Annotated in this window: 27 protein-coding genes and 1 pseudogene; 20 read left to right on the plus strand and 8 right to left on the minus strand. The window is 47.7% G+C overall.

Translation table 11 applies throughout. The annotated features are described in order from the left end of the window. The first annotated feature begins 2 nt into the window (after window positions 1-2). Genes ACFX4U_RS06985 through ACFX4U_RS07025 form a run of 9 tightly spaced genes read left to right on the plus strand, consistent with a single transcriptional unit; the run spans window position 3 to window position 9,012 of the window. The gene (locus ACFX4U_RS06985; RefSeq protein WP_349350590.1) at window positions 3-1,214 is read left to right on the plus strand and encodes a beta-ketoacyl synthase N-terminal-like domain-containing protein; all 1,212 of its coding nucleotides are present in this window, start codon (window positions 3-5) and stop codon (window positions 1,212-1,214) included. Between the two features lie 11 nt (window positions 1,215-1,225). Next, window positions 1,226-2,215: an ATP-binding protein gene (locus tag ACFX4U_RS06990; protein WP_313507274.1), complete on the plus strand. Its 990-nt coding sequence runs from the start codon at window positions 1,226-1,228 to the stop codon at window positions 2,213-2,215. A 3-nt stretch (window positions 2,216-2,218) separates the two neighbouring features. Beyond that, window positions 2,219-2,926 (plus strand): ABC transporter ATP-binding protein, encoded by a 708-nt coding sequence (locus tag ACFX4U_RS06995; RefSeq protein WP_313507272.1) that lies wholly within the window; start codon window positions 2,219-2,221, stop codon window positions 2,924-2,926. Beyond that, window positions 2,910-3,566, plus strand: a complete 657-nt coding sequence (locus ACFX4U_RS07000; protein WP_313507271.1) for a hypothetical protein — start codon at window positions 2,910-2,912, stop codon at window positions 3,564-3,566. The genes ACFX4U_RS06995 and ACFX4U_RS07000 overlap by 17 nt, the downstream gene beginning before the upstream one ends. 6 nt (window positions 3,567-3,572) lie before the next feature. Further along, window positions 3,573-4,877, plus strand: a complete 1,305-nt coding sequence (locus tag ACFX4U_RS07005) for an ABC transporter permease (protein ID WP_313507270.1) — start codon at window positions 3,573-3,575, stop codon at window positions 4,875-4,877. 8 nt (window positions 4,878-4,885) lie between these two features. Then, on the plus strand, window positions 4,886-5,671 hold the full coding sequence (locus ACFX4U_RS07010) for an outer membrane lipoprotein-sorting protein (RefSeq protein ID WP_305736505.1): 786 nt from the start codon (window positions 4,886-4,888) through the stop codon (window positions 5,669-5,671). A 17-nt stretch (window positions 5,672-5,688) separates the two neighbouring features. Beyond that, window positions 5,689-7,056: a hypothetical protein gene (locus tag ACFX4U_RS07015; RefSeq protein ID WP_313507269.1), complete on the plus strand. Its 1,368-nt coding sequence runs from the start codon at window positions 5,689-5,691 to the stop codon at window positions 7,054-7,056. A gap of 11 nt (window positions 7,057-7,067) precedes the next feature. Beyond that, the gene (locus ACFX4U_RS07020) at window positions 7,068-8,000 is read left to right on the plus strand and encodes an ACP S-malonyltransferase (protein ID WP_313507268.1); all 933 of its coding nucleotides are present in this window, start codon (window positions 7,068-7,070) and stop codon (window positions 7,998-8,000) included. A gap of 10 nt (window positions 8,001-8,010) precedes the next feature. Next, a complete protein-coding gene (locus ACFX4U_RS07025) occupies window positions 8,011-9,012 on the plus strand; it encodes a hypothetical protein (protein ID WP_313507267.1) in 1,002 nt (333 codons plus the stop codon). Between the two features lie 64 nt (window positions 9,013-9,076). Here the strand turns inward: ACFX4U_RS07025 and ACFX4U_RS07030 are convergent, their stop codons facing one another. Continuing rightward, window positions 9,077-9,673, minus strand: a complete 597-nt coding sequence (locus ACFX4U_RS07030; protein WP_313507266.1) for a LuxR C-terminal-related transcriptional regulator — start codon at window positions 9,671-9,673, stop codon at window positions 9,077-9,079. Window positions 9,674-10,060: 387 nt separating this feature from the next. Here ACFX4U_RS07030 and ACFX4U_RS07035 point away from each other — a divergent pair, with 387 nt between their 5' ends. Continuing rightward, complete coding sequence (locus ACFX4U_RS07035) at window positions 10,061-11,443, plus strand: diguanylate cyclase (RefSeq protein ID WP_313507265.1); 1,383 nt, start codon at window positions 10,061-10,063, stop codon at window positions 11,441-11,443. 251 nt (window positions 11,444-11,694) lie between these two features. After that, entirely contained in the window at window positions 11,695-12,429 is a 735-nt protein-coding gene (locus ACFX4U_RS07040) for a YnfC family lipoprotein (protein WP_380218981.1), read from the plus strand. Window positions 12,430-12,465: 36 nt separating this feature from the next. Here the strand turns inward: ACFX4U_RS07040 and ACFX4U_RS07045 are convergent, their stop codons facing one another. Continuing rightward, window positions 12,466-12,639 carry an SDR family oxidoreductase gene (locus tag ACFX4U_RS07045; RefSeq protein WP_313507263.1) on the minus strand — a complete coding sequence of 58 codons (174 nt, stop codon included), beginning with the start codon at window positions 12,637-12,639 and terminating at the stop codon, window positions 12,466-12,468. Between ACFX4U_RS07045 and ACFX4U_RS07050 the strand changes: the two are divergent. After that, window positions 12,586-12,902 (plus strand): annotated as a pseudogene (locus ACFX4U_RS07050) (winged helix-turn-helix transcriptional regulator). The gene ACFX4U_RS07045 and the pseudogene ACFX4U_RS07050 sit on opposite strands and share 54 nt — an antisense overlap. Here ACFX4U_RS07050 and ACFX4U_RS07055 read toward each other — a convergent pair. Both ACFX4U_RS07055 and ACFX4U_RS07060 read right to left on the minus strand, forming a co-directional pair. Beyond that, window positions 12,899-13,681 (minus strand): SDR family oxidoreductase, encoded by a 783-nt coding sequence (locus ACFX4U_RS07055; RefSeq protein ID WP_313507261.1) that lies wholly within the window; start codon window positions 13,679-13,681, stop codon window positions 12,899-12,901. The pseudogene ACFX4U_RS07050 and the gene ACFX4U_RS07055 overlap by 4 nt on opposite strands. Before the next feature lie 133 nt (window positions 13,682-13,814). Continuing rightward, window positions 13,815-14,261 (minus strand): helix-turn-helix domain-containing protein, encoded by a 447-nt coding sequence (locus tag ACFX4U_RS07060; protein WP_313507260.1) that lies wholly within the window; start codon window positions 14,259-14,261, stop codon window positions 13,815-13,817. A 152-nt stretch (window positions 14,262-14,413) separates the two neighbouring features. Here ACFX4U_RS07060 and agp point away from each other — a divergent pair, with 152 nt between their 5' ends. Then, window positions 14,414-15,652 (plus strand): bifunctional glucose-1-phosphatase/inositol phosphatase, encoded by a 1,239-nt coding sequence (gene agp / locus ACFX4U_RS07065; protein WP_313507259.1) that lies wholly within the window; start codon window positions 14,414-14,416, stop codon window positions 15,650-15,652. Window positions 15,653-15,694: 42 nt separating this feature from the next. Here agp and ACFX4U_RS07070 read toward each other — a convergent pair whose 3' ends face one another. Both ACFX4U_RS07070 and wrbA read right to left on the minus strand, forming a co-directional pair. Continuing rightward, window positions 15,695-15,922, minus strand: coding sequence for a YccJ family protein (locus ACFX4U_RS07070; RefSeq protein WP_017456265.1), 228 nt, complete (start codon window positions 15,920-15,922; stop codon window positions 15,695-15,697). 20 nt (window positions 15,923-15,942) lie between these two features. Continuing rightward, window positions 15,943-16,539: an NAD(P)H:quinone oxidoreductase gene (gene wrbA, locus ACFX4U_RS07075; RefSeq protein ID WP_249882294.1), complete on the minus strand. Its 597-nt coding sequence runs from the start codon at window positions 16,537-16,539 to the stop codon at window positions 15,943-15,945. A 393-nt stretch (window positions 16,540-16,932) separates the two neighbouring features. On the opposite strand from wrbA, the gene ACFX4U_RS07080 reads away from it, so the two are divergent. The 3 genes from ACFX4U_RS07080 to rutR all read left to right on the plus strand — a co-directional run bounded on the left by ACFX4U_RS07080 (window position 16,933) and on the right by rutR (window position 18,822). Next, complete coding sequence (locus ACFX4U_RS07080; protein ID WP_071889987.1) at window positions 16,933-17,109, plus strand: general stress protein; 177 nt, start codon at window positions 16,933-16,935, stop codon at window positions 17,107-17,109. A gap of 130 nt (window positions 17,110-17,239) precedes the next feature. Continuing rightward, on the plus strand, window positions 17,240-18,160 hold the full coding sequence (locus ACFX4U_RS07085; protein WP_313507257.1) for a DMT family transporter: 921 nt from the start codon (window positions 17,240-17,242) through the stop codon (window positions 18,158-18,160). A 23-nt stretch (window positions 18,161-18,183) separates the two neighbouring features. Continuing rightward, on the plus strand, window positions 18,184-18,822 hold the full coding sequence (gene rutR, locus ACFX4U_RS07090) for an HTH-type transcriptional regulator RutR (RefSeq protein ID WP_025263664.1): 639 nt from the start codon (window positions 18,184-18,186) through the stop codon (window positions 18,820-18,822). Here rutR and ACFX4U_RS07095 read toward each other — a convergent pair. Together ACFX4U_RS07095 and ACFX4U_RS07100 are read right to left on the minus strand one after the other, a co-directional pair. Continuing rightward, entirely contained in the window at window positions 18,819-19,214 is a 396-nt protein-coding gene (locus ACFX4U_RS07095) for a lysozyme inhibitor LprI family protein (protein WP_313507256.1), read from the minus strand. The genes rutR and ACFX4U_RS07095 overlap by 4 nt on opposite strands. Window positions 19,215-19,277: 63 nt before the next feature. Next, window positions 19,278-19,829 (minus strand): nucleotidyltransferase family protein, encoded by a 552-nt coding sequence (locus ACFX4U_RS07100; RefSeq protein ID WP_313507255.1) that lies wholly within the window; start codon window positions 19,827-19,829, stop codon window positions 19,278-19,280. A gap of 422 nt (window positions 19,830-20,251) precedes the next feature. Between ACFX4U_RS07100 and ACFX4U_RS07105 the strand changes: the two genes are divergently transcribed. The 4 genes from ACFX4U_RS07105 (at window position 20,252) to ACFX4U_RS07120 (ending at window position 24,779) form a co-directional block, all read left to right on the plus strand. Beyond that, on the plus strand, window positions 20,252-21,235 hold the full coding sequence (locus tag ACFX4U_RS07105) for an autoinducer 2 ABC transporter substrate-binding protein (RefSeq protein WP_017456273.1): 984 nt from the start codon (window positions 20,252-20,254) through the stop codon (window positions 21,233-21,235). 107 nt (window positions 21,236-21,342) lie between these two features. Further along, a complete protein-coding gene (locus ACFX4U_RS07110) occupies window positions 21,343-22,842 on the plus strand; it encodes a sugar ABC transporter ATP-binding protein (protein WP_313507254.1) in 1,500 nt (499 codons plus the stop codon). Beyond that, window positions 22,835-23,824, plus strand: a complete 990-nt coding sequence (locus ACFX4U_RS07115) for an ABC transporter permease (protein ID WP_131413260.1) — start codon at window positions 22,835-22,837, stop codon at window positions 23,822-23,824. Before ACFX4U_RS07110 ends, ACFX4U_RS07115 begins: the two co-directional genes overlap by 8 nt. Window position 23,825: 1 nt before the next feature. Beyond that, the gene (locus ACFX4U_RS07120; protein WP_200552748.1) at window positions 23,826-24,779 is read left to right on the plus strand and encodes an ABC transporter permease; all 954 of its coding nucleotides are present in this window, start codon (window positions 23,826-23,828) and stop codon (window positions 24,777-24,779) included. Window positions 24,780-24,788: the final 9 nt, after the last annotated feature.

Below are 24,788 nucleotides of genomic sequence, written 5' to 3' on the forward strand. Positions count from 1 at the left end.
CAATGGATAATGCGGCTATCATTGCTGGTTACAGTCTATATTTACCCTTTGCTGAAAATTATAATCAGTTAATCAATAATCTTCGCGTCGGTAAGCGTGTTAACGAAAACTATTGGTTTGCATCTGATGAAGTAGCGCTGAAATGTGGTTTTAGAGGAAATAAGCGCGTTGCAAGGCTAGAGCAAATAGATGATAGCCCATTAGCATTATTATACCGATTAATTGATGAAGCACTGGTTCAGGCTAATCTCAGTAAAAGCGCGCTTACAGGTGAAAGGGTAAGGGTATATTTAACCGGGCTGGGGCCACGTGTTGATGGCATGGACTATAAATCTTTCTATGATCACAATGACGTTGAAGATCTTAAATGTTCACCATCAATAAGCCGTCTTCATGTAAACAATATGTCGCAGGATGAACTCGCCTATAATATTGCGCATAAATATCGGTTAAACCATCTTCCGCCTAATTTACATTGCACCAGTAATTCATCATTGACTGCGGTTCATCTTGGTTGTCAGGCGATCGATAATGACGGGGCAGATCTTGTTTGTGTAATTAATTGCTCTAAAATTAAAACGCAACATATTTGGTTTCTCGAAAATCAATCTATGCTTGATAGCGAATCAGTACAGCCCTTTGGTCAAAATAGCAGATCGGTTTTATTTGCAGAGGGGTGCTGCGTCATATTACTTGAGAGTAAAGCACATCGGCAGGCCAGAGGAATAAATGGGGGCATAGAGCTCAAATCCACGTATGTGCAAATTAGTGCGAGCCGCAGTAATGATTCAGCCTGGTTAAGCGCCAATATTATTAAGGTAATCGGTAAAATATTGGATGATGCGAACGTTGGCCTCGGCGATTTATGTGCAATTATTCCTCATGGCAATGGTTCGTCACACAGCGATAAGGCAGAAGCCAAAGCAATAGCCATGCTTTCTGACAAGCAACCTGTTCCGGTACTCGCTTATAAAGGGCAGCTGGGTTATACCACAACAGGCTCAGGGATCGTCGATTTAATTATTGGCGAGCACTCCCTTCGCCAACGCGAATTACTTACGCCGATAAGTAATGATGACATTATTGAAGAAATTGCGAGTCAGTTGTTGACTGACATCGGCATCATCAAACATGAAAAGAAACATTTGCTAAAGACGGGGCTTGGCGTTGATGGATCAATTATCGGTATTGTCATGTCTGATACAAGCATTTGAGATGAGTAGATATGAAAAATGAAATTTATCTTTCGTCATTTTCGCTTTTGGAACCAGACGAGAATTTTTATTTCTATGCTCCTCACTGGTTAAATGCCTGGGAGGCGTATCTGTATAATCAGGCTCTTAAGTCCACCTCTGCAAGTGGCTGGGCGTTTAAGCGATTTGGCACTGATAAAGAAACTTATGCGCGGGAAATGATACGTAAACCGCGTTATATTGATTACCTTGAGTCCATGGAGCAAGCCGCTGATGCCGCATTGCAACAGATGACCCCAAGAGATCGCATGTTATTGCTAAAGTCGCGTGCTGCTTTCATCTATATCGATGCATGGGGTGAATCATCTGTCTTCGAAAATATCACCAGTGCACTGCATACTTCGACGATTGATACATTGCCCAAAAATATCTTGAAGAAATTCTCAATCAAAAACGTGACTTGTAAAGTGCGAGGGGAGAAGTTTTCTCTAATACAAGCGATGCAATTAGCACAAGATTATCTACACTGGCAGGTTTTTGATTTTGTCGTTATCTGCGGAGCGTACAGAGCAATTCCCGTATTGGTCTTTTCTGATGAAGATACTCTTGCTATTAAAGGTAGCGTCAAATCGAAGCAAAAAAATGGTATGCAACTCTCAGTCGAACGGACAGGGTGTTTTATTTTTAGCTTGCGCGAGAGCGGGCTAAAAGTGAGTTGCAGTAAGTATATCGCCCACGGCAGCGTGGATGGCATTCAACGTGAGATGACGAAGGATTTATCGAAAGATGATCTGCTTACCTTTTCGGGTAGAAAAGAGAATGTCATGCGAATAATACCGCAAAGTTGCATTAATGTCGTCGATCTGAACGATATTTATGGGGCGAGTGGTTGCCTTACGCCTGCGCTGAGCTGGCAGTATCTATTGAATAAAAAATATACTTCAAAAAAGATGCGCACGATATTAGCTGATAACTTTGGTGGGTATAGTTATTTTGATACCTGCTTTTCGGTGGAGCGGTGATAGATGAACAATACAATAAAAGAACTTCCCGCAATCTTTATGCAGGATATATGTAAGAGTTTTGGTATAAACGAAAACAAGGTCGATGCGCTAAAAAACATTAACCTGGAAATTATGAAAGGTGAGTTTGTGGCGCTGTGTGGGCCTTCCGGTAGTGGAAAAAGTACGTTGCTAAATATTCTTTCGGGTATCGATACGCCTTCCGCCGGAACTGTCATGTTTCTTAATAATGTTCTTAATGAAATGCCTGAAAAACGGTTAGCGTATATGCGAAGCAAATATGTAGGGTTTATTTTCCAGTTTTTTAACCTTATTCCAGTACTCAGCATTTTTGATAATGTTTTTTACCCCCTTGTTCTGAATGCACATTTCAATAAGAAAGAAGCGAAAGAGCGCGCTTTACATTTCCTGGACAGCGTGGGGCTTGCCCATTTAGTTGATCGCAAACCCGGTCAGTTATCGGGGGGGCAACAGCAACGCGTAGCGATTGCCCGCGCGCTTGCGCATGAACCCAGAGTTGTCGTCGCCGATGAACCGACCGGGAACCTGGACTTAACAACGGGCGAGGCCATTTTAGAGTTGTTAATGAAAATAAATCAGCAGACCAGCACCACATTTGTTATTTCCACGCATTCAACCCAGCTTAGAGATAGCGCCGGGCGGGTAATTGAAATTAAAGATGGAGTGTTAGTACATGGCTCAGATGAGTAAGTGTTATTGGCCACTCTGGGTGGGGTTGGTCTGTGCTGTGGTAGCGAATAGTGCTTATGCAATGACTGCCCCGGAGGCCGATAAAGTGATACAGCACGGTCTCCCTGAACAATCCGAAGCGTTAGCGAAAACGACGCAGGCGCTTTTTCAGGAATTTGTAAAAACGAAGAACGTTACGTCGCTGATCTTTTATTCATATGGAATGTTACGGCAGGCAAATCACTTTTCGGCTATTAATGATTTTATCCATGCTTCGGAATATGCGAAAACGGGCTTTTTTTATCTTGATGAAGCGGTAGATTCACATGAAGAAAATCCACGTATTAGATATCTACGCGTACGCATCGACGCTTATTTACCTGCTGTAATAGGGCGTTGTGTGGTAACACTCGATGATACCGAACGGTTATTAAAAGAAAAAAATGTATTTGAGAAAGCTATTGTAGAGCATATTGAGCATATGCGTTATAGAGCCCTGGTAAACTGTAATCATCCTCAGCAGGCTGAATTACTAATGGAGAAAATAAAAACGCAAACTTCCGTGGCCGCGAAATACCTGAATCCAAACTTTCATACTGAACCGGAGTGGGATATGAATGAAGTTTCCCAGGTTGTTATTCCATTACTTAAAGGCGAGTAGTTCTCCATGCACATGCTTTTAATGAATTTAGCTGTTCTTGTGATAATATGTTTTGTCTTATATTGTCTGTTTTTTAAGTTCAGGGATGCAAAGTTTTCATTTTTAAACTTATTCAGGCATAAAAAAAGAACAGTTTCAACCACGATTGCCATTATGCTAGGTGGTGTGTCTATTTTTCTTTATGGTGGATTCATTGATTACTCTTTTTGGATTTTGAAGGAGCAGACGATTAGAACAAATATCGGACACGTACAGATCTATAATCCAAAATATTTTGAGACATCAAATAAAAGCCGCAGCCTGATCGCGGATTATGCAAACCTGAAAAAAGAAATCCTCAATGACCATGCATTGTCTGATGATATTTCAACTATTTCAGGACAACTTGAGTTTAGTGGCGTCGTATCACAATACGAAAATTTAACCTCCAGTTTCTTTTCAGGGTTAGGTGTAGAACCGTTGCCATCGTTAAAGCTCGGTTCTTTCGATAAGGTTATTTCTGGCAGTGACTTATCTCGAGTGAAAACCAATGAAGTTACCCTCGGAGAAGGGCTTGCCGGAACGCTAAATGCTAATTATGGTGACTGGCTTGATATAATGACTGTCAATACTCATGGTGGTCAGGGTGCCCTTTCATTGAAATTACGCGGCATCTTTTCCTCAGGGATTAAAGATTATGATGATGTTGCGATGAAAATGCCCTTAGCAACAGCACAAAAATTAATGGGTACAGATGGCGTAAGCAAAGTATTAATCTTGCTTAAAAATGACAACACCGATATGTTCATCGACAGGTTACGGCATTTTATTGATGAACATCATTTACCATTGATAGTTAAAAGCTGGAAAGATGCTTCGATTTTTTATCAGCAGGTAGAGAGTTTACTTTCAGGTATTTATTTCTTTATCAAGCTCATTGTGGCCCTCATCGTCATCTTTATGATCAGTAATGCGATGACAATGAATATTATAGAACGTACGAGAGAAATCACCACGCTGCGGGCTATTGGTTTACAGCCATTACATGTTTCGCGGTTGTTTCTGCTTGAAGGTATATTTATTGGTACCCTCGGCGCGATAGGAAGTCTCCTCATCGGCTTTATTCTGGCAGGTATCATTAATCTACACGGTATTGCCATGCCTCCGTCTCCCGGGCAAACGCAAGGCTATACTGCATTCATTAAAACTAACAACGTCGAGTTGATATGGTTAACGTTTGTATTGCCTGTGCTAACCTCCTCGTTAGCATCAATACTACCGGCTTTGCGAGCATCCAGATTAAATATATCAGATGCATTTAAATTTTCTTAAGGGTAAATATGCCGGGCTTCGCTAGTTTTCGAATCGTTATAGTGTCTGTTTTTTTTATCATAATAAATTTCAGTGCGACGGCTTCAGTCGGAGCGCTAGATATTATTCGGCGCGCTGACGAAATTCGCTCACCCAATAAACCTTTTCGCTATACTGTTACTGTGCTTGAGTACAAAGATGGTGTTGAAAAAGAAGAAAATAAACAGATTCTTGATATATCAATGCGTTTTATGAAGCCTGAAAAAGGAATGCCGGCTGATGCTCGTTCTCTGGCTCGTTTTATTTACCCCCCCAGAGATAAAGGTAATATCATGCTATCTGATTGGTATGATTTATGGTTTTATACGCCAACGCTTCGACGACCTATACCAGTATCGCGAGAGCAAAGGTTGGTTGGGCAGATTTCTAATGGTGATGTTATCGTTACCAACTTTGAATATTCTTATAGCGCAACGCTGGCTGGAGATAAGCCCTGCGGGGAATCGATCTGCTACGAACTCGTTTTGCTACGCAAATCGGATGCAGTAACATACCCAAAGATTATCTATTTAGTTGAAAGAGATAATTATCATCCATATCAGGCATCCTATTATTCGATGGACGATAAATTGCTTAAAACAGTCAAGTATGAAAATTTTCAAATGGTGCTAGGGGAAATGCGACCAATGAAAATTGTTGTGCGCGATGCAAAACATAGTAAAGGTTATTCTGTTATGGTGTACAGTGATGCCAGGTTCGAGTCTTTACCTGAATCAAATTTTACCCGGGAATATATTCAGCGAGGTGTTAAGTGAGTTGCCGCATAAATCTGGTGACTTTATCATTTATACTGTTACCTGTTAGTCTTTTTGCAAGTTGTCTTTCTGGTTCAGATATTCAAAAAAACGCTGATGTTACGCTGTCGTTGCAGGGCTCTTATACAAAAAAGAAACCATCGATATGGAATGTTGAAGGGAAGAATGCCTATGTAAAAAATAATATTAATAATAGCGCGGGCGTAAAATTCAGTAGTGGTTGCTCGCTTATTGAGGAGCGGCTGAATTTAGATTTATCACTTTATGGATTGACTTATTACCCATGGCGAACGCTGGGGAAGTTTGAGAAGGATAACCATCGTTCGCGAATGCTACTGAATCAGGTAAAACTTACGTTTATAGCCTCTGACAGCATTCGTCTGGAAGCCGGTAAGCTCAGAGATAAACCGGGTATTTTCTTTCTTAAATCGCCATCGGCTCTGCTAACCAATTACTATGCGGGATTTAAAAATGACCGCCTTTATACTCCGGCAATGAAGCCGGTTTATACCGAATCATTCTGGGGGGCAAGCATCGTTCATGATACAAGGGATTACGGGCTGGCTTTCACTGTCGCACCTCGGCTAACACGAATAAAAAAGCGCTATGAGACTTCAGGTAACTGGTCTGCTGATCAACGATCTAATTCCAGCGAACGTTATTTGTTAAGTTATACGGAATATAGGCTTAAAAAGCATACGCCGTCAGTTAATGTGATGTTGGGCGAATCTCGCTCTATTGCTTTAGCTGACAGTTTTAATTACACGCCACAATGGATTATCAATGCTGAGATTGCCTTGCATTCAACCCAGCAATGGCGGCATTTTTCACCGCAAAGTGCCGCTGCGGTGCAGAGTTATTCTTTCCCTTCTTCGCTCTATACCACCGAGGGTAAACAGGGCGTTGAATTGGCTATAGGGGGGCAGTACACAACAGATAACTTCAGTTTGTTTGGCATGGAATACTATTTCCAAAGTGAGGGATATTCTGCACGCGAGTGGCGGCAACAAACTAATTTTGTCGATTATCTCAATACCAAAAATCAGTATGCTGTATTAGACCAGGTGTTTGATGCGTATAAATATCTTATGGGTGCAGAAATAAGTAATGTTGCAAATAAAGGTAATTTACAAGGCAAACACTATATTAATGCTTATGCAAGTTTGGCTTTCAAAGGTGGTTCTAGCTTACAACCCTATATTATTACGAATATGATGGATTACAGTTCGCTAATCGGGATGCACTACTCGACGCCATTTGATTATTTCGATGGGAAAGTTGAAGGATATGCTGGTATGTTTTCAGCATTTGGCTCGCGGGATGCTGAATTTTCCCTCTTTGGTAGGACTGTCGGTTTTTATCTGGGAGTTGAATATCATTTATAAGGATATTATTTATGGATATAAATAGTACATCACACCCTGTTGTTTTTCTTTTCGCTGGCCAGGGGAATCCTGTTATCGGAATGGGGGCTGATTTATGGAATATAAATCAAACAACACGTGCCATTTGGGATTGTGCCAGTGATATTTCGGGTATGGATATAAGGCGATTATGTTTAAAGGGGCCAATGAGTCGCTTAATACAGACAACGGTGCAACAAATTGCTGTAACCGCGATAAATGTAACGCTCTATACCCTTTGTAAAGACAAATTTGATGACACAAACGTTATAGGTTCATGCGGGCATAGCGTCGGAGAATATAGTGCTCTTTATGCTGCCGGAGCAGTAACACTGGAAAATTTGTTTCGCCTGATTCACCTTCGCTCGCACGTGATGGATGAGGTTAGTAAAAAGTTCAAAGGTTATATGTTGGCGGTAAAAGACATCGATCATACCGCTCTCAGTGAAATGATTATTGAATCTGATCTGCCAATCGATATCAGTTGTGATAATAGCATCCGACAACAAGTGGTTGGTGGAACGATAGTGGCACTTAATGAGTTCTCTCGCCAGCTCCGTGCTGCCGGTCATGAGGCAGTGAAGCTTGGTGTAAGCGGTGCCTGGCATACGCGTTTGATGGACGAAGGCGTACCCTTCATGCGCAAATATCTGTCTGATGCTGAGCTTTGTCCCCCCAAACATGATGTCGTCATGAATGTGACAGGCAAGGCAGAAAATGAACCGGCACAGATCAAAGAAAACCTCTCCTTGCATTTAACACATACAGTTAAATGGGCGGATTCAATGTCGTTTTTTTTAACCAATAACAGGCCAGTCTTATTCGTCGAAATTAGCAATAAAGCTTACCTTGGGAAAGTATTAAAGGATTTCGTAAACTTTAACCCTGAGATGATATTACATTGCAGGGGATTATTTTCAATTTAATGGTGCTATTGTGATTCCAGACTATCTCAAATTTATCCGTATTCAGGACAAAAAAATACTACCCTTTTTCTTCCTTGTTGTTTTTATTGTGATTGCTTTTTATTGGAAGAATAATGGATATGAGTTTAATCAAAGTGATATTTATTATCTCAGTGGTATTGTAGGCATTTTACTCTTTAGCTCAATTTACGAACTTAAAGCCTTTTGGGCATATAAATGCGTTACTAAAGCAATCGACTTCAGTTTTTTTTCTGGAAAGAAACTCGGAAGAATGGAAACATGGTGTTCTCAACCTTTCGTTGCCAGTATTTTATTTACTGTCGTCGTTGTGGTAATTATACAAGGATTTTATTTTCTTCACTCACCGATGTATATACTTGTTACTTTGCTGGCGATTTCACCGATCTTTATGTACATCGTGTTTCGGATCTTAAGAACCAGTTATATTAAGCAGGTTGCAACAGCAGCGGTTGAAAGGGTGAAATATAAGTATCTTTATTTCTATATTTTTTACTACCTTTTTCTTAGTATTATTTTGAATATACTGACTATTTCGCCTTTGAAGCGTGAGTCAGATTTTTCGCTGCAGGCAGGCATTTTCTCTGCCAGAGTAGTGGTTGCAATGTTTATTTTGTGTTGCATTGTTCTGATGATGAATCTGCTTTTTACTCGTTTATCAAAACGTTATATCTTTCTCGGAAGGTTATTTTTAAAAGAAATTGATTTTTACTTTTCAGTTTCATTGCCATGGCCTGCATTCTATGACAAACCTTTTTGGTTGAGAATAATCCTGCTACTGATCATAGAGTTTGTATGGATCATTCTCGTTACCATGCTGCTGGCATGGTCCGGATGGCAGCTCTGGTTTGAGATCTATTTCCTGGTCTGCTTTTTACCCTGCATCGGCTTTAATTATTTGCATATTTACGCGCTTTGGCATCGGGATTTTCTGATGGCTTGTGACATGTACTTCCGGTGGGGGACGATCGAAAAACAGACACATCTTTGGTGATAGAAGTAAACCGCCTGTAGCATTTATATTTCTACAGGCGGTGACGATCTTGTGTATGCATGTTTTAAAAGCTGTAGTCCAGTTCTCTTATACTGGCAGGTGAGGTGAAAAACGTTGATGATTCTTCAAGTAGTTTATCTTTTATCAAAAGCAGGTCACTTATTTTTTTCCCCCCTAATTTTTTGCACGCCTTGTTGCGATAAGCGTAAACTCTTTTGGGCGGTATATTAAGTGTTTTAGCTATCAGATGAATGTTTTTGCCTTTTAGTGATTCTTTGAGAATAGTATTCTCGATATCACTGAGTTCACTATCTCTGATCGAAACCTCTTTTTTCTTTTTTGCCACAGCTCTAATCGCTCGGCTTATGTCGTGAAGCGAGTCTCTGGATTTGATGACCAGGTCAGCATCATTAATCACAATATCTCTCGCGGCACCTAAAATAACCAGTAATTTACAGACTTTATTAAGTGGTGATATCGCCTTGGCATAATAGGAGCTGTTTTTTGCATCCAGATGAAGGATTACGACATCATCTGGTGTAAGTTGGTTAGTAAGTGAAGAATCTAATTCATGTGCAACTATGTCCCATCCCTTCGATTTTGCTAATGAAATAATTCCATTTTGGAAATAAACATCGTCACTGATTGTATAAATCTTCATGTGTTTACTCGATATCATGTTGAATAATTCGAAAGATAATTCCTGGATTATAAGTAGGCAGGAGCGGAACCTGTAATTAAATAACCTTAAATAAGACCTTGTAATTAGATAAGGTCAGGAAGGAGTCGATTGTAATTGAGCATTTGCAGTCTATACTTCTTAGATGTTTTACATATTTTTTGCATCAATGAATAAAAATATTAACTGATGTATTTTAAATGAATTTTATTTTTTTATTTTGCATATCGTTTTTTCTTTGGCATATTATTTTGCTTTTTTAAGTAGACTGGAGAACATTCAACATTTGTTGTGAGTTCCGGCTTGCGATATTCAGCATACTGATGAGGGCAAGCAGAGAGCGCGTTAACTATCGTAAGGGTTTAAGTAATGGAAAATTATCTTAAATTGATTAAAAGTGAGTGGACTCATCTCATTGAAAAAACAGATGATCGTGTTCGCCTTTTAGCTGCAGAAGTCGGCAAAACTCATGCACATATTCTGAGTCAGGAATTCTACCGCATTGTGCTTACGGATCCTCACGCTGAGGAGTTCCTTTCCAATGAACAGGTTGAAAGACATCTTAAAAGCGCTTTGGAAACGTGGATTGTCGATGTATTGACTTGCCATGTCGCTGATATAGATAAAATTATTGCAACTCAGCAACACGTTGCTTCAATCCATGCGCGCATTGGTATTTCGGTTGAAATCGTTGAAATGGGTTTTCGGGTTCTTAAAAAAATACTTTTCCCTGTTATCAATTCCTCAGCTCAGGACGCAGCAGACAAGCTTGAAGTTTACCATTACGCCATCAACAGTATTGATCTGGCCATGGAAGTGATGTCGCGGGCTTTTACGTTTACGGAGCATAATTCAGCGAAGGAAGATGAAAACTATCGCATTTTCTCCCTGCTGGAGAATGCGGAGGAAGAAAAAGAGCGCCAGAGTGCTGCGTTGTTAAGCTGGGAAATTGATCTTATCTACAAAATCATTATGGACGCAGATCTCGGTAACAGTCTGTCCCTAAGCCAGTCTGACTTTGGCCTGTGGTTCAACCATAAAGGCCGTCATTACTTTAGTGGTATCGCCGAAGTTGGGCATATCTCTCGCCTCATCCAGGATCTCGATGAAGTTTTTCGTAATACGCGCAATACGCCAAGAGCCTTAAGTAACAGAACGCTTCGTGTTAAATTTCTTATTCAGATCAGAAACACCGTTTCGCAGATTATTACGATGTTGCGTGAGCTTTTCGAGGAGGTTTCCCGCCATGAAGTGGGAATGGATGTGCTGACAAAACTCCTTAATCGACGCTTTTTGCCCACCATATTTAAACGCGAAATTGCCCATGCCAAGCGTATGAACACACCTCTGTCGGTATTAATTATTGATGTTGATAAATTTAAACAAATTAACGATACATGGGGGCATCATACTGGCGATGAGATTTTACGCAAAGTCTCAAGCGCTTTTTATGACAATGTTCGCAGCAGTGATTATGTTTTCCGTTACGGCGGTGATGAGTTTGTCATTATTTTAACCGAGGCGACGGAGTTTGATACTTTGCGTATTGCTGAGCGCATCCGCGGGCGTGTTGAGAAAAGCAATGTTATTTCCCCGTCAGGTGAAAATATTGCCTTGTCCCTTTCTATCGGCGCGGCAATGTTTAGTGGCCACCCTGATTACGAACGTTTAATACAGGCCGCTGATGAGGCGCTCTATATTGCAAAAAATAAGGGGCGCAATCGCGTTGAATTATGGAAGGCACCAGATTGAACTGTCTGGATAAAATTAGCGCTATATTAGCTTGAACGGTATAGATCTTCTTTTCGTATTTTTTGAAAGGGAGAGGTCATAATTGGTCGTGATTAGTGGGACTGAAGCAGCTATGATTTTGGCGGTCATTAGCAGGCATGGCCGAATTAACCGCTTTTTAGCCAAACTGACTTTGTTCGTCCTCAGATTTTCCTCTGTCTGGTCTTGCTGAATTATCCGCATTTGTTACCCTTTTCACTTTATGTCAAAGGATGGCAGAAGTGAAAATTTGCTCTTATTTGCTGGCTCTGACGCTTGGGTTCACCACCTGGGCTGCCTGCGCGCAGCAAACCTATATTCCGGTACTGTTAAATCTGTCGACACTGCTCGATTTCAACCCCGTCAAAGGCCCTGTCAAAACTATCGATTCCGTGGGTACCGATGATGAAGGCATCGAGGTTTATACGCTGCACGTGGCGTTATCCGCCGAGGGCTGCGTACAGACGTTACGCCGTGATGATAAGTCTAATAACAGCCATATGAATTTGGTGAAAGAAGGAAAGGCGTTAAAAGGGACATTTAATGGTCAGCCTGTTGCTTATGGGCTGGATGACAAATGCAATTTAACGAGCCGCGATGACAGTGACGGGCATCTTGATTACAAAACCAATGCGCAAGGCTTGCTGGGCGAGACGATGCTGCGGACACTAAAAATTACCGATCACTTCTACGACACTGATGGCAATATCAAAAAAGTGCAATATTACTCAGGTGATCTCGTCGCCTCCTCAACCAGCATTCGCTACCCTGAAAGCGTCAATAAACCGCTCGATTATACGATGGTCAATGAATCTGCTCTTGATGCCCGTTTTAATTTCACGGCGGTGAGTGAATGCCAGTACGACGAAAGGCAAGTTCCTGTCCTTTGCCACGTAAAAGTCACCCCGGCAAACTCCGGGAATGCGTTGCCGCATATGACGGTCGCCACCCGCGCGAGTTTTTACTGAGTAATAAAATGGAGCCGCGGATTGGCTCTGCTTTACTTACAAACTGCCAGTACTGCCGTCGACCAGTAATTCCGTGCCGACCACATAAGCGAATCCATCCGACGCAAGAATCAGCGCGGCATTTGCCAGCGCCGTCGGTGTTGCTATTCTTCCTGACTGCGCCAGCCCTTTGATTTTACTTTGCAGCGCCTCCTGTGCTGTGCCGCCCAAATCCCTGTTTTGTTCCGGTTGATTGTGTTGAATACGGCGGTGCGCTTTAGTGGGTTGCAGCGCCGTTTTACCGATGGCGCAAAAGGCGCTGATCCGCGAGTTGCGGTTATTTGAGCAACGCGGGCGGGTCTCCCGGCAGGGTTATCCGGAAGTTCCGCCGCGCGTCGAATATTGCATCACAACCGTTGGGGTTAACCTTGCGTGGTGCGTTGGATCCGCTGGCCGAGTGGATGCGTAACCGCGGTGATAAGCTAAAACGTTAATCGCGGGAGTAACGTGACGCAGGTTTGCCGTTGCGCGAAGCGCTAAACAGCGCCAGCCGTGCCGCTTCCCAGTTATCCCACAGCTGTAAATCTTCGACTGGCGGAACCGTGACCAGCTCTCCCTGGTCGAGCCCTGCCAGCGCCGCATCGACCAAATCTTCGCTGGTCATTACCGAGCCTTCCGGTAGCGCATCAAGTGTAATGCCGGAATGTCCCCAAATTTCAGTCGCGGTAGCGGCTGGCAGCACGGCCTGAATGCGAACATTGCTCCCGGCGAATTCTTCCTGCAAACCACGGGTGAAATTAAGCACCCACGCTTTTGTCGCGCTGTAAACCGCGCTGCCCGCACGAGCATGGAAAGCAACGACTGACGCAATATTAATGATGGTTCCCTGATCGTTTTCCACAAAACGAGGCAATACCGCCAGCGTCAGACGCATCAGCGCCGTCGTATTCAGCGTATTGATGGCTTCATGTTGATCGGCACTGCTGCTGAGGATAGGAGCAAGATTTGCTGCACCGGCATTATTCACCAGCAGACTTATCGTCGTATCGTCACGCAAGACCGTTTCAACCTGCTGGATGCCCTCAACCGCGCTGAGATCGGCAACCAGCGTGCTAATTTTTACGCCATGGCGATGCTGCAAATCGTTGGCAAGTGCGTGTAAACGATCGCCGCGACGCGCAACCAGCAGCAAGTCGTAACCGCGGGCTGCAAGACGGTCGGCATAGATGGCGCCAATCCCTGAAGAGGCGCCGGTAATCAGTGCAGTTGTCATTTTTTCTTACCTCGGTGTGAAGTGGTTTTATCATAAAACTAAATCTAGCTTCTGACATTTGGTTTTATAATGCAACCAAGTGAGACGACAAAAAGTGCGGTTTTATAATCATTAGAGGTAACTGGCTGAATTGTCAGATTTTGGCAGTACGCAGTTGCACGTCCTCTGGCTGCAACTCACGGCCATCCTCGGCGCGCAAAGCCAGTTTTTGTAATGGGCGATGTGTATGGCTATCGACCAGTACGCTGGCGGATTCCCCCTGGTCAAACAACCATTCTTGCCCCCATTGCGAGAGCGCGACCAGCACCGTTTGCAGAGAGCGGCCTTTTTCTGTCAACACATATTCCTGCCAGGCGCTGCCATCAGAGGCGGGTTGCGTGCGCAAAATACCTTCATCCACCAGCAGCTTAAGACGCGCCGTCAGCATGTTTTTGGCAATACCCAGGTTTTTCTGAAATTCACCAAACCGCGTAACGCCTGCTAATGCATCACGCACAATCAGCAAGGACCACCAGTCACCAATAATATTTAGTGAGCGAGCAACAGGGCAGAAAGTCTCTTCAAAGCGGGTACGTTTCATTACGATTCTCCGGTTAATAGTTTAATTATAAAACCACGCCGCGCGGCTTCACACTGCTTTTTGCGCCAGTGCACACTCCGGGGATCTTGTGCGAGTGAGTTGTCATGAATGTGTCACAATCTAATTTCGGGTTGAAAAATAAGGAAAACACAATGAAAACGGTTTTTTTGCTTAGCGCGATTGCCGCCACCATGGCACTCCCCGCCGCGATGGCGCAAACGGCACCACAGGGTTATCAGTTACAACAAGTGTTGATCATGAGCCGTCATAACTTACGCGCACCGCTGGCGAATAATGGCAGCGTGCTGGAACAATCCACGCCCAACAAATGGGCGCAGTGGGATGTACCCGGCGGAGAGCTGACCACCAAAGGCGGCGTGCTGGAAGTGTATATGGGGCACTATATGCGCGAATGGCTTGCGGAGCAGAAACTCATTGCGACGGGAGAGTGCCCGGCGCCAGAAAGCGTTTATGCCTGGGCTAACAGCTTGCAACGTACTGTCGCGACGGCGCAGTTCTTTATCAATGGCGCGTTTCCTGGTTGTGATGTCCCGGTACATCATCAGGAAAAGATGGGCACGATGGATCCGACCTTTAATCCGGTGATCACGGATGACTCCGCCGCTTTCGGCCAGCAGGCGGTGAAAGCCATGGAAACTCAACGCCAGCACTATGCGCTGGCAGAGAGCTATAAACTGCTGGAAAAAATCACCCGCTATCAGCAGTCGCCGGCCTGTAAAGAGAAACAGCAATGTTCGCTGGCAGATAGCACCGATACCTTCAGCGCGAAATATCAGCAGGAGCCGGGTGTTTCCGGGCCACTGAAAGTGGGGAACTCGCTGGTGGATGCGTTCACCTTGCAGTACTACGAAGGGTTCCCGATGGATCAGGTTGCGTGGGGCGAAATCAAAACTGATCAGCAATGGAACATTTTGTCGAAGCTGAAAAATAGCTACCAGGATACGTTGTTCACCTCGCCGGAAGTGGCGCGTAACGTGGCCAAACCGCTGGTGAAATACATCGACAAAACGCTGGTGGAAGAGGCTGGTCGCGCGCCGAAACTCACCCTGCTGGTCGGGCATGACTCCAACATCGCTTCATTGCTCACGGCGCTCGATTTCAAACCTTATCAGTTGCATGACCAGAATGAACGCACGCCGATTGGCGGAAAGATCGTTTTCCAGCGCTGGCATGACACGGCGGGTAACCGCGATCTGATGAAGATTGAATATGTTTATCAGAGCCGCGACCAGTTGCGTAATGCCGAAGCATTAACTCTGAAATCTCCGGCACAGCGAGTCACGCTGGCCTTAAAAGATTGCCCGGTAAATGGAGAAGGGTTCTGCCCGATTGATAAGTTCAACGCGGTGATGCGTGACGCGGCGAAATAAGCGAAACGAAAAGCTCCCCCGCGACAGCGAGGGAGCAGGATGCTACACGTTCTGCCGCTCTATGGTTTGTTCGCCCCAGAAAAGCGAATCTTTATCGGTTTTTTCAAAGGCGCGCAGCAATACCTCATCGCTGCCTTCCTCCCAGATTTTTTCTGCCAGCTTTTCGTCATAATCGGCGAGTTCGAAGATCGCCTCGGCAATTTCCGGCGACGTATTCCGTAAACTGGCCCATTCACCCACGCGATGGGCTTTTGCTTCTTGAGTTGGCATCTGTCTCCTCCTGTAGAAGGTTAACCGTTGAGTTTTACTGCCAGGCCCGCAACGTATTCGCCCTGATAACGGGCAATTGCCAGCTCTTCATTACTGGGCTGGCGCGAACCGTCGGCACCGGCAATGGTTGTTGCACCATAAGGTGTGCCTCCGCGAACCTGCGAAATATCGAATAACTCCTGGGCAGCGTAGCCAATAGGCACAATCACCATCCCATGATGTGCAAGCGTAGTCCAGGTTGACGAGATTGTATGTTCCTGGCCGCCGCCGGTGCCGGTGGAGCTGAAGACGCTCGCCAGCTTGCCGTACAAGGCGCCCGATGCCCATAAACCACCGGTCTGATCAAGGAAGGTTCGCATCTGTCCGGACATGTTGCCGAAGCGCGTTGGTGTACCAAAAATGATGGCGTCGTACTCAGCCAACTCTTGCGGTGTGGCGACCGGCGCGTTTTGCGTCTTACCACCTGATTTCAAAAATAATTCTGCCGGCATGGTTTCCGGTACGCGCTTGATGACAACATCCGCGCCATTCACTTTTTGCGCACCTTCGGCAACGGCATGCGCCATCGTTTCAATATGTCCATACATTGAATAATAAAGCACCAATACTTTGGCCATTTGCATCACTCCTGATTTGATGATTTCCGGCAGCAGATCGCTGCGTTCTTTTTAAGCGTATGACGTGATGGCCAGAGTGCAAATTTGAGCGCCATTTCTTTGATAAATAACAATTTAAAAAACAAAATCCTGGCGCTTACAATTTGTCACAGATAAACGCGGCGGATTTTTTGCGAGTTAAGAGGAAGTTATCGGTTTCGCTTAGGGAAGGATGGCCGTTGGCAGCACAAGCTGTTGCAGAATATTACCATTCACTGGCTGAATGTTTTCCTTCCACTAAGCTTAGTTCCACACGGCGCAGATAAAGGCACTGCCTTTGCACCGTGCGGTGAAAGAATCCTCTTTTACTGAACGCAGTATGATGTCTGATATTTCACTCATCTGGAGGTAAGCATGGCAAACCATCGTGGTGGATCAGGTAACTTTGCTGAAGACCGTGAAAGAGCATCAGCAGCAGGCCGTAAAGGTGGCCAGCAGAGCGGGGGGAATTTCAAAAACGATCCCCAGCGTGCCTCAGAAGCCGGTAAAAAAGGGGGCAAAAATAGCCATGGTAGCCGTAGTAGCAGCTAGCAATGGCGGCTGACAGCCCTGACCGGTTGTCAACCACGCCCGCCGCCGGGGAGACCCGGCGGTTTTTTTATTCTTGCACCGTCTGCGATGCCAACGCACACTAGCGTTTTTCTCTGTTGCCGGTTGTGATATGTCTCTCTCCCGTTACGCCTTCTCCGTAAAACCTCAGGAAGCGCTGCTGATCCTTATCACCATGTTCTGGGGCGGCACGTTTCTTGCCGTGCAATACGCCGTAACGATGAGCGGTCCGTTTTTCTTCGTTGGTCTGCGCTTTGCCACTGCCGCGCTGGCGGTGGGTATGCTCTGTGTGAATATTCTGCGTGGCTTAACCTGGCTTGAAGTGAAGGCGGGAGTCGTCATCGGCGTTGCCATCGCACTGGGTTACAGTTTGCAAACCTGGGGGCTTCAGTCTATTTCCAGCAGCAAATCCGCCTTTATTACTGCCATGTATGTGCCCCTGGTGCCGTTATTACAGTGGCTGTGTCTGGGACGATTGCCGGGGTTAATGTCCTGTGTCGGCATTGCGCTGGCGTTTACCGGTTTGTTGTTTCTCGCCGGGCCGGAGGGGAACCTGCTGGCGCTGGGGGAGGGGGAAATCATCACGCTTGCCAGCGCGCTGGCGATTGCCGCCGAAATTATTCTGATCAGCGCCTGGGCCGGAAAAGTCAATGTTCGCCGGGTGACGGTAGTGCAGTTGCTCACCGCATCGCTGGTGTCTTTTGCCGCCATGGTGCCCGCCGGAGAAGCCATACCGTCACTGACGACAGGTTTGTTACTGGTTGCGCTGGGATTGGGTATTTTTAGCGCCATTATCCAGGTGGTAATGAACTGGGCGCAGCGCAGCGTGTCGCCAACCCGCGCCACGGTTATTTATACTGGCGAGCCAGTATGGGCCGGGATTTTTGGCCGCATTGCCGGTGAGCGGTTACCGCTGTTAGCACTTTTGGGCGGCGCGTTGATTGTGCTTGGTGTGCTGGTGAGCGAACTGAAGCTGAAAAAGAGAAAAACATCTTCTGCCGCTACAGCAACTGAGGCTGAGCAGGAGTCGTGATGGTGAAGGATAAGGAGTGGATGATGGCACAGGATGCAGCGAGCGGCGCGGGCAAACGCAAGCGCGCGGTGAGCGAGAAACGGCAGGCGATTTTAACGGCAGCACTGGATCTCTTTTCCCGGCTTGGTTTTCATGGCGCGCGCCTCGAACAGGTAGCGGAGCTGGCGGGGGTATCGAAGACCAATTTGCTCTATTACTACCCGTCGAAAGAGGCGCTTTATATCGCCGTGTTGCGCCAGATCCTTGATATCTGGTTAGCGCCACTGAAAGCGTTTCGCGAGGATTTCGCACCGCTGGCGGCCATTCGCGAGTACATCCGTTTAAAGATGGAAGTTTCGCGCGATCATCCCCAGGCATCAAAACTGTTTTGCCAGGAGATGCTCCAGGGCGCGCCGCTGCTGAAAGCGGAACTGACCGGCAGTTTGAAAACCTTAATTGACGATAAATCGGCGATTATTGCGGGCTGGGTAGCCAGCGGCAAACTCGCCGCTGTCGACCCGCATCATCTTATCTTTATGATTTGGGCCTCAACGCAGCATTACGCCGATTTCGCCACCCAGGTGGAAGCGGTCACCGGCTCGACCCTGCAGGATGAGGCTTTCTTTCAGCGCGCGGTGGAAAACGTTCAGCACATGATCATCGAAGGCATCCGCGTGCGTTAATGGCCTGGCGGTAATGGGCAGCTCAGATCACCTTCGCCGCATTGTAGCAGCGATGCCAGCCAGGCTTCACGCTCATTGGTTTTATCTGTCAGGCACTGGTTTTGCACCATCGGCTGGGCGCTGCCGCCCTCCACGCCAGAACTGACAAACGCGCAGTCGCTGTCGCGCAGGGTAATCCAGCTCTGCTGCGCTTTTTTCAGCATCGCCGCTTGCGGCGGCGTCGAGCGTTTAAGTGCGGCCTGGAAGGTTTGATTAAGTTTCTTATCCGCGGCCTGGTATTGACCGGCAGTGCAGCTGTTGAGCTGAGATTGTGTGGAGGCGTTATCGCACTCATCGGCCAGTACCGGGCCGCTGAGTAACAGCGCCGCCAGCGCCAGCATACGCGTTTTCATCACTTCCCCTTATTTCGCAAGGCGTTGAACCAGCGCTTTTATTAACATAGCCCTTCGCGAAAGTCACCCGCACAGCTGGAGTTTTGGGTAGCGTGTCAGCCAGCTTTTTTCATCAACCCGCTGGTCGAAAAGGTGGCGCTTCTCATGCTGAAAACAGGGTGTCGGTTGCAGACGCAAGCTGAATAAATCCGCCAGCCCAAAAGGGGCGATAATCGCGAGGCAATCATCTTTAGCTAAACGTACCGCTACGGCTGTCGCCGTTTCCGGCCAGTGCCAGAGAGCTTCGTCAAGCGAGGCGTACGGTGCATCGCCATTACGCGTGTGCATACGCGCCTGATTTTTAACCGACCAGGCAATGTCGCCCGAGCGCTGGCGCAACTGTGCTTCCAGCTCTGCATCGCGTTCAGCGCGCGTGTCCGCAGTCTCATGCCAGATAACATCCACATCCCCGGTATGCTGGCGCGGCGTAAAGCCGTGCAATTGATCCCAAACGGCATCGCGTATAAACCCGGCGCCAATCCAGCACCCTTCATGGGTTGACTGCACCATTGCCAGGGCCGCCATTCGCTGTGAATCGGCGCGAAGCAGTGCTTCCAGTTCAGCCGCATAGCGCATTGTTACACTCCGTTATTCGTTAAGCCGCAAGGAGTACAAGGTTATCGCCACTGCTGGCGGGCGAGTATCGTTTTACGCTGAAAATATTGCAGTTGGCGTTGTTGCCTTGCTCGTTTCAGTTCTCATTTTTAAAAACTTCTGGCGGCTGAGAGGCGGTTTTGTTGTGTAAGAACAGCTGCCACAACCCTGAAAATGAAAATAAATTGTTAATAAAATGTTTGTAAATACATTTTATTTAACAATATTCACGCTGACACTGGAGAGTTCCTGTCCAAATTTAACGTTAAATTAACAATAATTGATCGTTAATTTAACTTACTTGGGCTTATATCACATTTTTAAAATTAGCATTGTTTTGCCTCTTCCCTTCGTTGCTAACCTCCATTTCGCGACTTTCCTCTGTCCTCAAGAAAGGTACAACTATGAAATTCAAACTCGCATTACTCAGCGCAGCCCTCATTTCTGCCAGCATGGTTTCCGGCCAGGCGTTTGCGGCACAAAAATATGAGATCGCGGTGGTTGCCAAGGTTACCGGTATTCCATGGTTTAACCGCATGGAAACCGGGGTCAACGAAGCGGCGAAAAAACTGGACGTTAATGCGTACCAGACCGGGCCATCAACGCCGGATCCGGCGCAGCAAGTGAAAGTGATTGAAGATCTGATCGCCAAAAACGTCAACGCCATCATCGTTGTGCCGAACGATGCGAAAGTGCTGGAGCCGGTGCTGAAAAAAGCCCGTGACAAAGGCATTGTGGTGCTGACGCATGAATCGCCGGACCAGCAAATTGGTCAGTGGGACATTGAAACCATCGACAGCGAAAAATATGCGCAGGCCAACGTCGATGAACTGGCAAAAGATATGGGCGGTAAAGGCGGTTACGCCATTTATGTCGGCTCTCTGACGGTGCCGCTGCACAACGCCTGGGCTGACTACGCCATCAAATATCAAAAAGAGAAATACCCGGATATGTTCGAAGTTACCTCGCGATTGCCGGTCGCCGAGAGCATCGACAAATCCTACGCCACCACCCTCGATTTAATGAAAACCTACCCGCAAATGAAAGGGGTGATTGGCTTTGGTTCGCTGGGGCCGATTGGCGCCGGGCAAGCCGTGCAGAAGAAACGCGCAAAAGACAAACTGGCGGTAGTGGGTATCGCGATGCCAGGCCAGGCCGCGCCGTATCTGATGCGTGGTGACATCAAAAAAGCACTGCTGTGGGATCCGCGTGACGCCGGTTTCGCACTGGTGACCGTCGCCGATCAGTTGTTGCAAGGAAAAGAAGTGACGCCCGATCTGACTATCGATGGGTTGGGCAAAGCCGATGTTGATATGAATAAGAAAGTGATCCGTTTTAATAAGATCCTCGAAGTGACCAAAGATAACGCACAATCACTCGGTTTCTGAGCCTTTCAGGCCACACCAGGGAACCGGAATGCCGGCCGTCAGGCCGGCCTCTTCCGCCGCAGATTTTAACCTCGCGCCCGCCACGGGCGCTGGCAGAGGTATTGTCGATGACCGACACCACCGCATTTATCACTCTTGAGAATATCAGCAAGCGATTCCCGGGCGTGCTGGCGCTGGATAATGTGAATTTAACGCTGAAGAAAGGCGAAGTTCACTGTCTGGCGGGGCAAAACGGCTGCGGAAAGAGCACTATCATCAAAGTTATCTCCGGTGTTTATCACCCGGAAAAGGGCGCTAACATCGCGCTCGACGGCAAGCTTTTTCACCAGCTCACGCCGCAACTTTCAGCGCACTACGGGATTCAGGTTATCTACCAGGATCTGTCGCTGTTTCCTAATTTTAGCGTGGCGGAAAATATCGCCATTCACCGCTACCTTCCCGGTGGCGATATCTGGGTGCGTCGTAGCGCGATGCGAACACAAGCGCTGGCGGCGATGGCGCGCATTGGCGTGCACCTCGATCCGGATAAAAAAGTAGAAAAACTCTCTATTGCCGACCGCCAGTTGGTGGCGATTTGCCGCGCAATTGCTGCCGATGCCCGGCTGGTGATTATGGATGAACCCACCGCGTCGCTCACCCGCCAGGAAGTGAATGGCTTGCTGCGCGTGGTCAATGAACTGAAAGCCGCTGGCATTTGCGTGGTGTTTGTCAGCCACCGTCTGGATGAAGTGATGGAAGTGGCCGATCGTATCAGCGTGATGCGCGACGGCAAATTGATTGGTACCTGGCCGGCAAGCGAACTGGATAGCCACGAGCTGGCGTATCTGATGACCGGCCAGCGTTTTCACTACAGCCCGCTGCCGGAAAAACCACCGGTGGATCAATTGCCCATGCTGGAGCTGCGCCACCTTAGCCGTAAAGGCAAATATCGTGATATCAATCTGGCGCTGCGCAGCGGCGAAATCGTGTCGATTGTCGGGCTTTTAGGCGCCGGGCGTACCGAACTGTGCATGAGCTTGTTTGGTATGACCAAACCGGAAGATGGCGAGATCCGCATCAATGGCACGCCGGTGAAACTGCGTAATAACCATGACGCGATTCGCCACGGCATTGGTTATGTGTCAGAAGACCGGCTGACGCAGGGGCTCATCATGGAACAGTCGATTTATGACAACACTATCGTCACGGTGTTCGACAAGCTGCACACGCGCAGCGGGTTGCTTGATCACGCTAAAGCCGGGCAACTGGTGGCCGATCTGATCCGCGAGCTGAATATCAAAGTCTCTGATGCCCAGTTGCCGGTGAAAACGCTCTCCGGCGGCAATGCGCAGCGTATCGCCATCGCCAAATGGGTGGCCACACAGCCGCGTATTCTAATTCTGGATTCTCCCACGGTTGGCGTGGACATCGCCAACAAAGAGGGGATCTACCAGATTGCCCGCCAGCTGGCGGAGCAGGGGATGGCGGTGCTGATGATTTGTGACGAAATCCCGGAGGCTTATTACAACAGCCATCGCGTGCTGGTGATGCGTCAGGGAGAACTGGTGGCCGAGTTTAATCCGCACCGTTGCACAGAGCAGGAAATTGCCGAGGTGGTCAATGCGTAACGCGTCCTTTTCCCGCCTTGTCGGGCAACATGAATTCTGGCTGGGGTTGTTGGTTATCGCGCTGGCGATTTTTCTCAGCGTACGTACCGATGAGTTTCTCTCCCTCGGCAACCTGACGGATGTCGCCACCAGTTACGCCATTCTCGGGATCCTGGCCTGCGGGCTGTTTGTGGTGCTGATTTCCGGCGGCATCGACATTTCGTTTCCGGCGATGACCGCCATTGCCCAATACGCGATGGCCAGTTGGGTGATCGCTCACGGCGGTAATTTCGCGCTGGCGTTGGGGCTTTCGATGGCGGTCGGGCTGCTGCTTGGCCTGGTCAATGGCTTCCTGGTCTACTGGCTGCGCGTGCCTGCCATCATCATTACCATCGCCACGCTGAATGTTTATTACGGCCTGCTGGTGTATGCCACCAAAGGGACGTGGCTGTACGGTTTTCCGGACTGGTTTATGAACGGCATCAACTGGTTCTCGTTCACCGCCGCTGATGGTTATGACTATGGACTGACGCTGCCGCTGCTGTGTCTGGGCGCGACCATTATTCTGACCGCCGTGTTAATGAACTACACCCGGCTGGGCCGCCAGATTTATGCCATGGGCGGCAACCGCGATGCCGCGTCACGCCTCGGGCTGAACCTGCTGAAACTGCACTTCTACGTCTACGGTTTTATGGGCATCCTCGCCGGTGTTGCGGCGGTGGTACAGGCGCAAATTACTCAGTCTGTCGCGCCCAACTCGCTGCTGGGGTTTGAGCTGACGGTACTGGCGGCGGTGGTACTTGGCGGCACCAGCATGTCCGGCGGTCGCGGAACGCTGACCGGCACGCTACTGGGCGTTGTGTTGCTGGCTTTCCTGCAGAACGGCTTAACGCTGCTGAGTGTTTCTTCTTACTGGCACACGGTGTTTAGTGGCGCGATTATTCTGGTGAGCATTAGCGCCACCGCGTGGAACGAAAAACGCAAACTTGCGAGGGAGTTATAAGATGAAATCCATCGTCCGAATTCTGCCCGGTGATGCCATCATCCGCTTGCAATGCGTGATTATCATCGTCGTGGCGCTGGTTTTCTCGGCGCTGCTCGGCAGCCGTTTTTTCAGCGTCGCTAACTTCCAGTCGATTGGTTCGCAGTTGCCGATTCTGGGCATGCTGGCGCTGGGAATGGGCATCACCATGCTGACTGGCGGCATTAATTTGTCGATCATTGCCGGTGCGAACGCCTGTTCGCTGGTGATGGCGGCAGTAATTGTCAGCCACCCGGATAACCCGCTGTTCCTGGCGCTGGCGTTACTCGCCGGGCTGCTGGTGGCGGTGGCGATTGGCGCGCTGAATGGTGCGCTGGTAGCGTGGATTGGTGTTTCGCCGATTCTGGCAACCCTTGGCACCATGACGCTGATCTCCGGGCTGAATATTCTGTTCTCAAATGGCACGGTCATTTCCGGTTTTCCGGCGGCTATTCAGTTTCTTGGCAACGCTACACTGCTTGGCATCCCGGTCGCGCTGTTGCTGTTTATTCTCGTTGCGCTGTTGCTATGGGTGTTACTCGAACACACAACGCTTGGGCGCAGTCTCTATCTGGTTGGCTCAAACGAGCAGGCCACGCGCTACAGCGGTGTGAATACTGTTCGCGTACAGATTTCTGTTTATATCATCTCCGCGCTGTTGGGCTGGGCGGCCGCCATTTTGATGATGGCGAAGTTCAATTCGGCGAAAGCGGGCTACGGTGAGTCTTATCTTCTGGTGACCATTCTGGCGTCGGTGCTGGGCGGCATTAACCCGGACGGCGGTTTTGGCCGCGTGCTGGGGCTGGTGCTGGCGCTGGTGGTGCTGCAGATGCTGGAGAGCGGCTTTAATTTATTGGGTATCAGCAGTTATCTGACGATGGCGCTCTGGGGCGCGGTGCTGATCCTCTTTATCGCATTACAAAATCGAAAAGCCTGAGAGCGGGAG

This window comes from Kosakonia sp. YIM B13588, assembly GCF_042788165.1.
In the GTDB taxonomy this organism is placed as follows: domain Bacteria; phylum Pseudomonadota; class Gammaproteobacteria; order Enterobacterales; family Enterobacteriaceae; genus Kosakonia; species Kosakonia sacchari.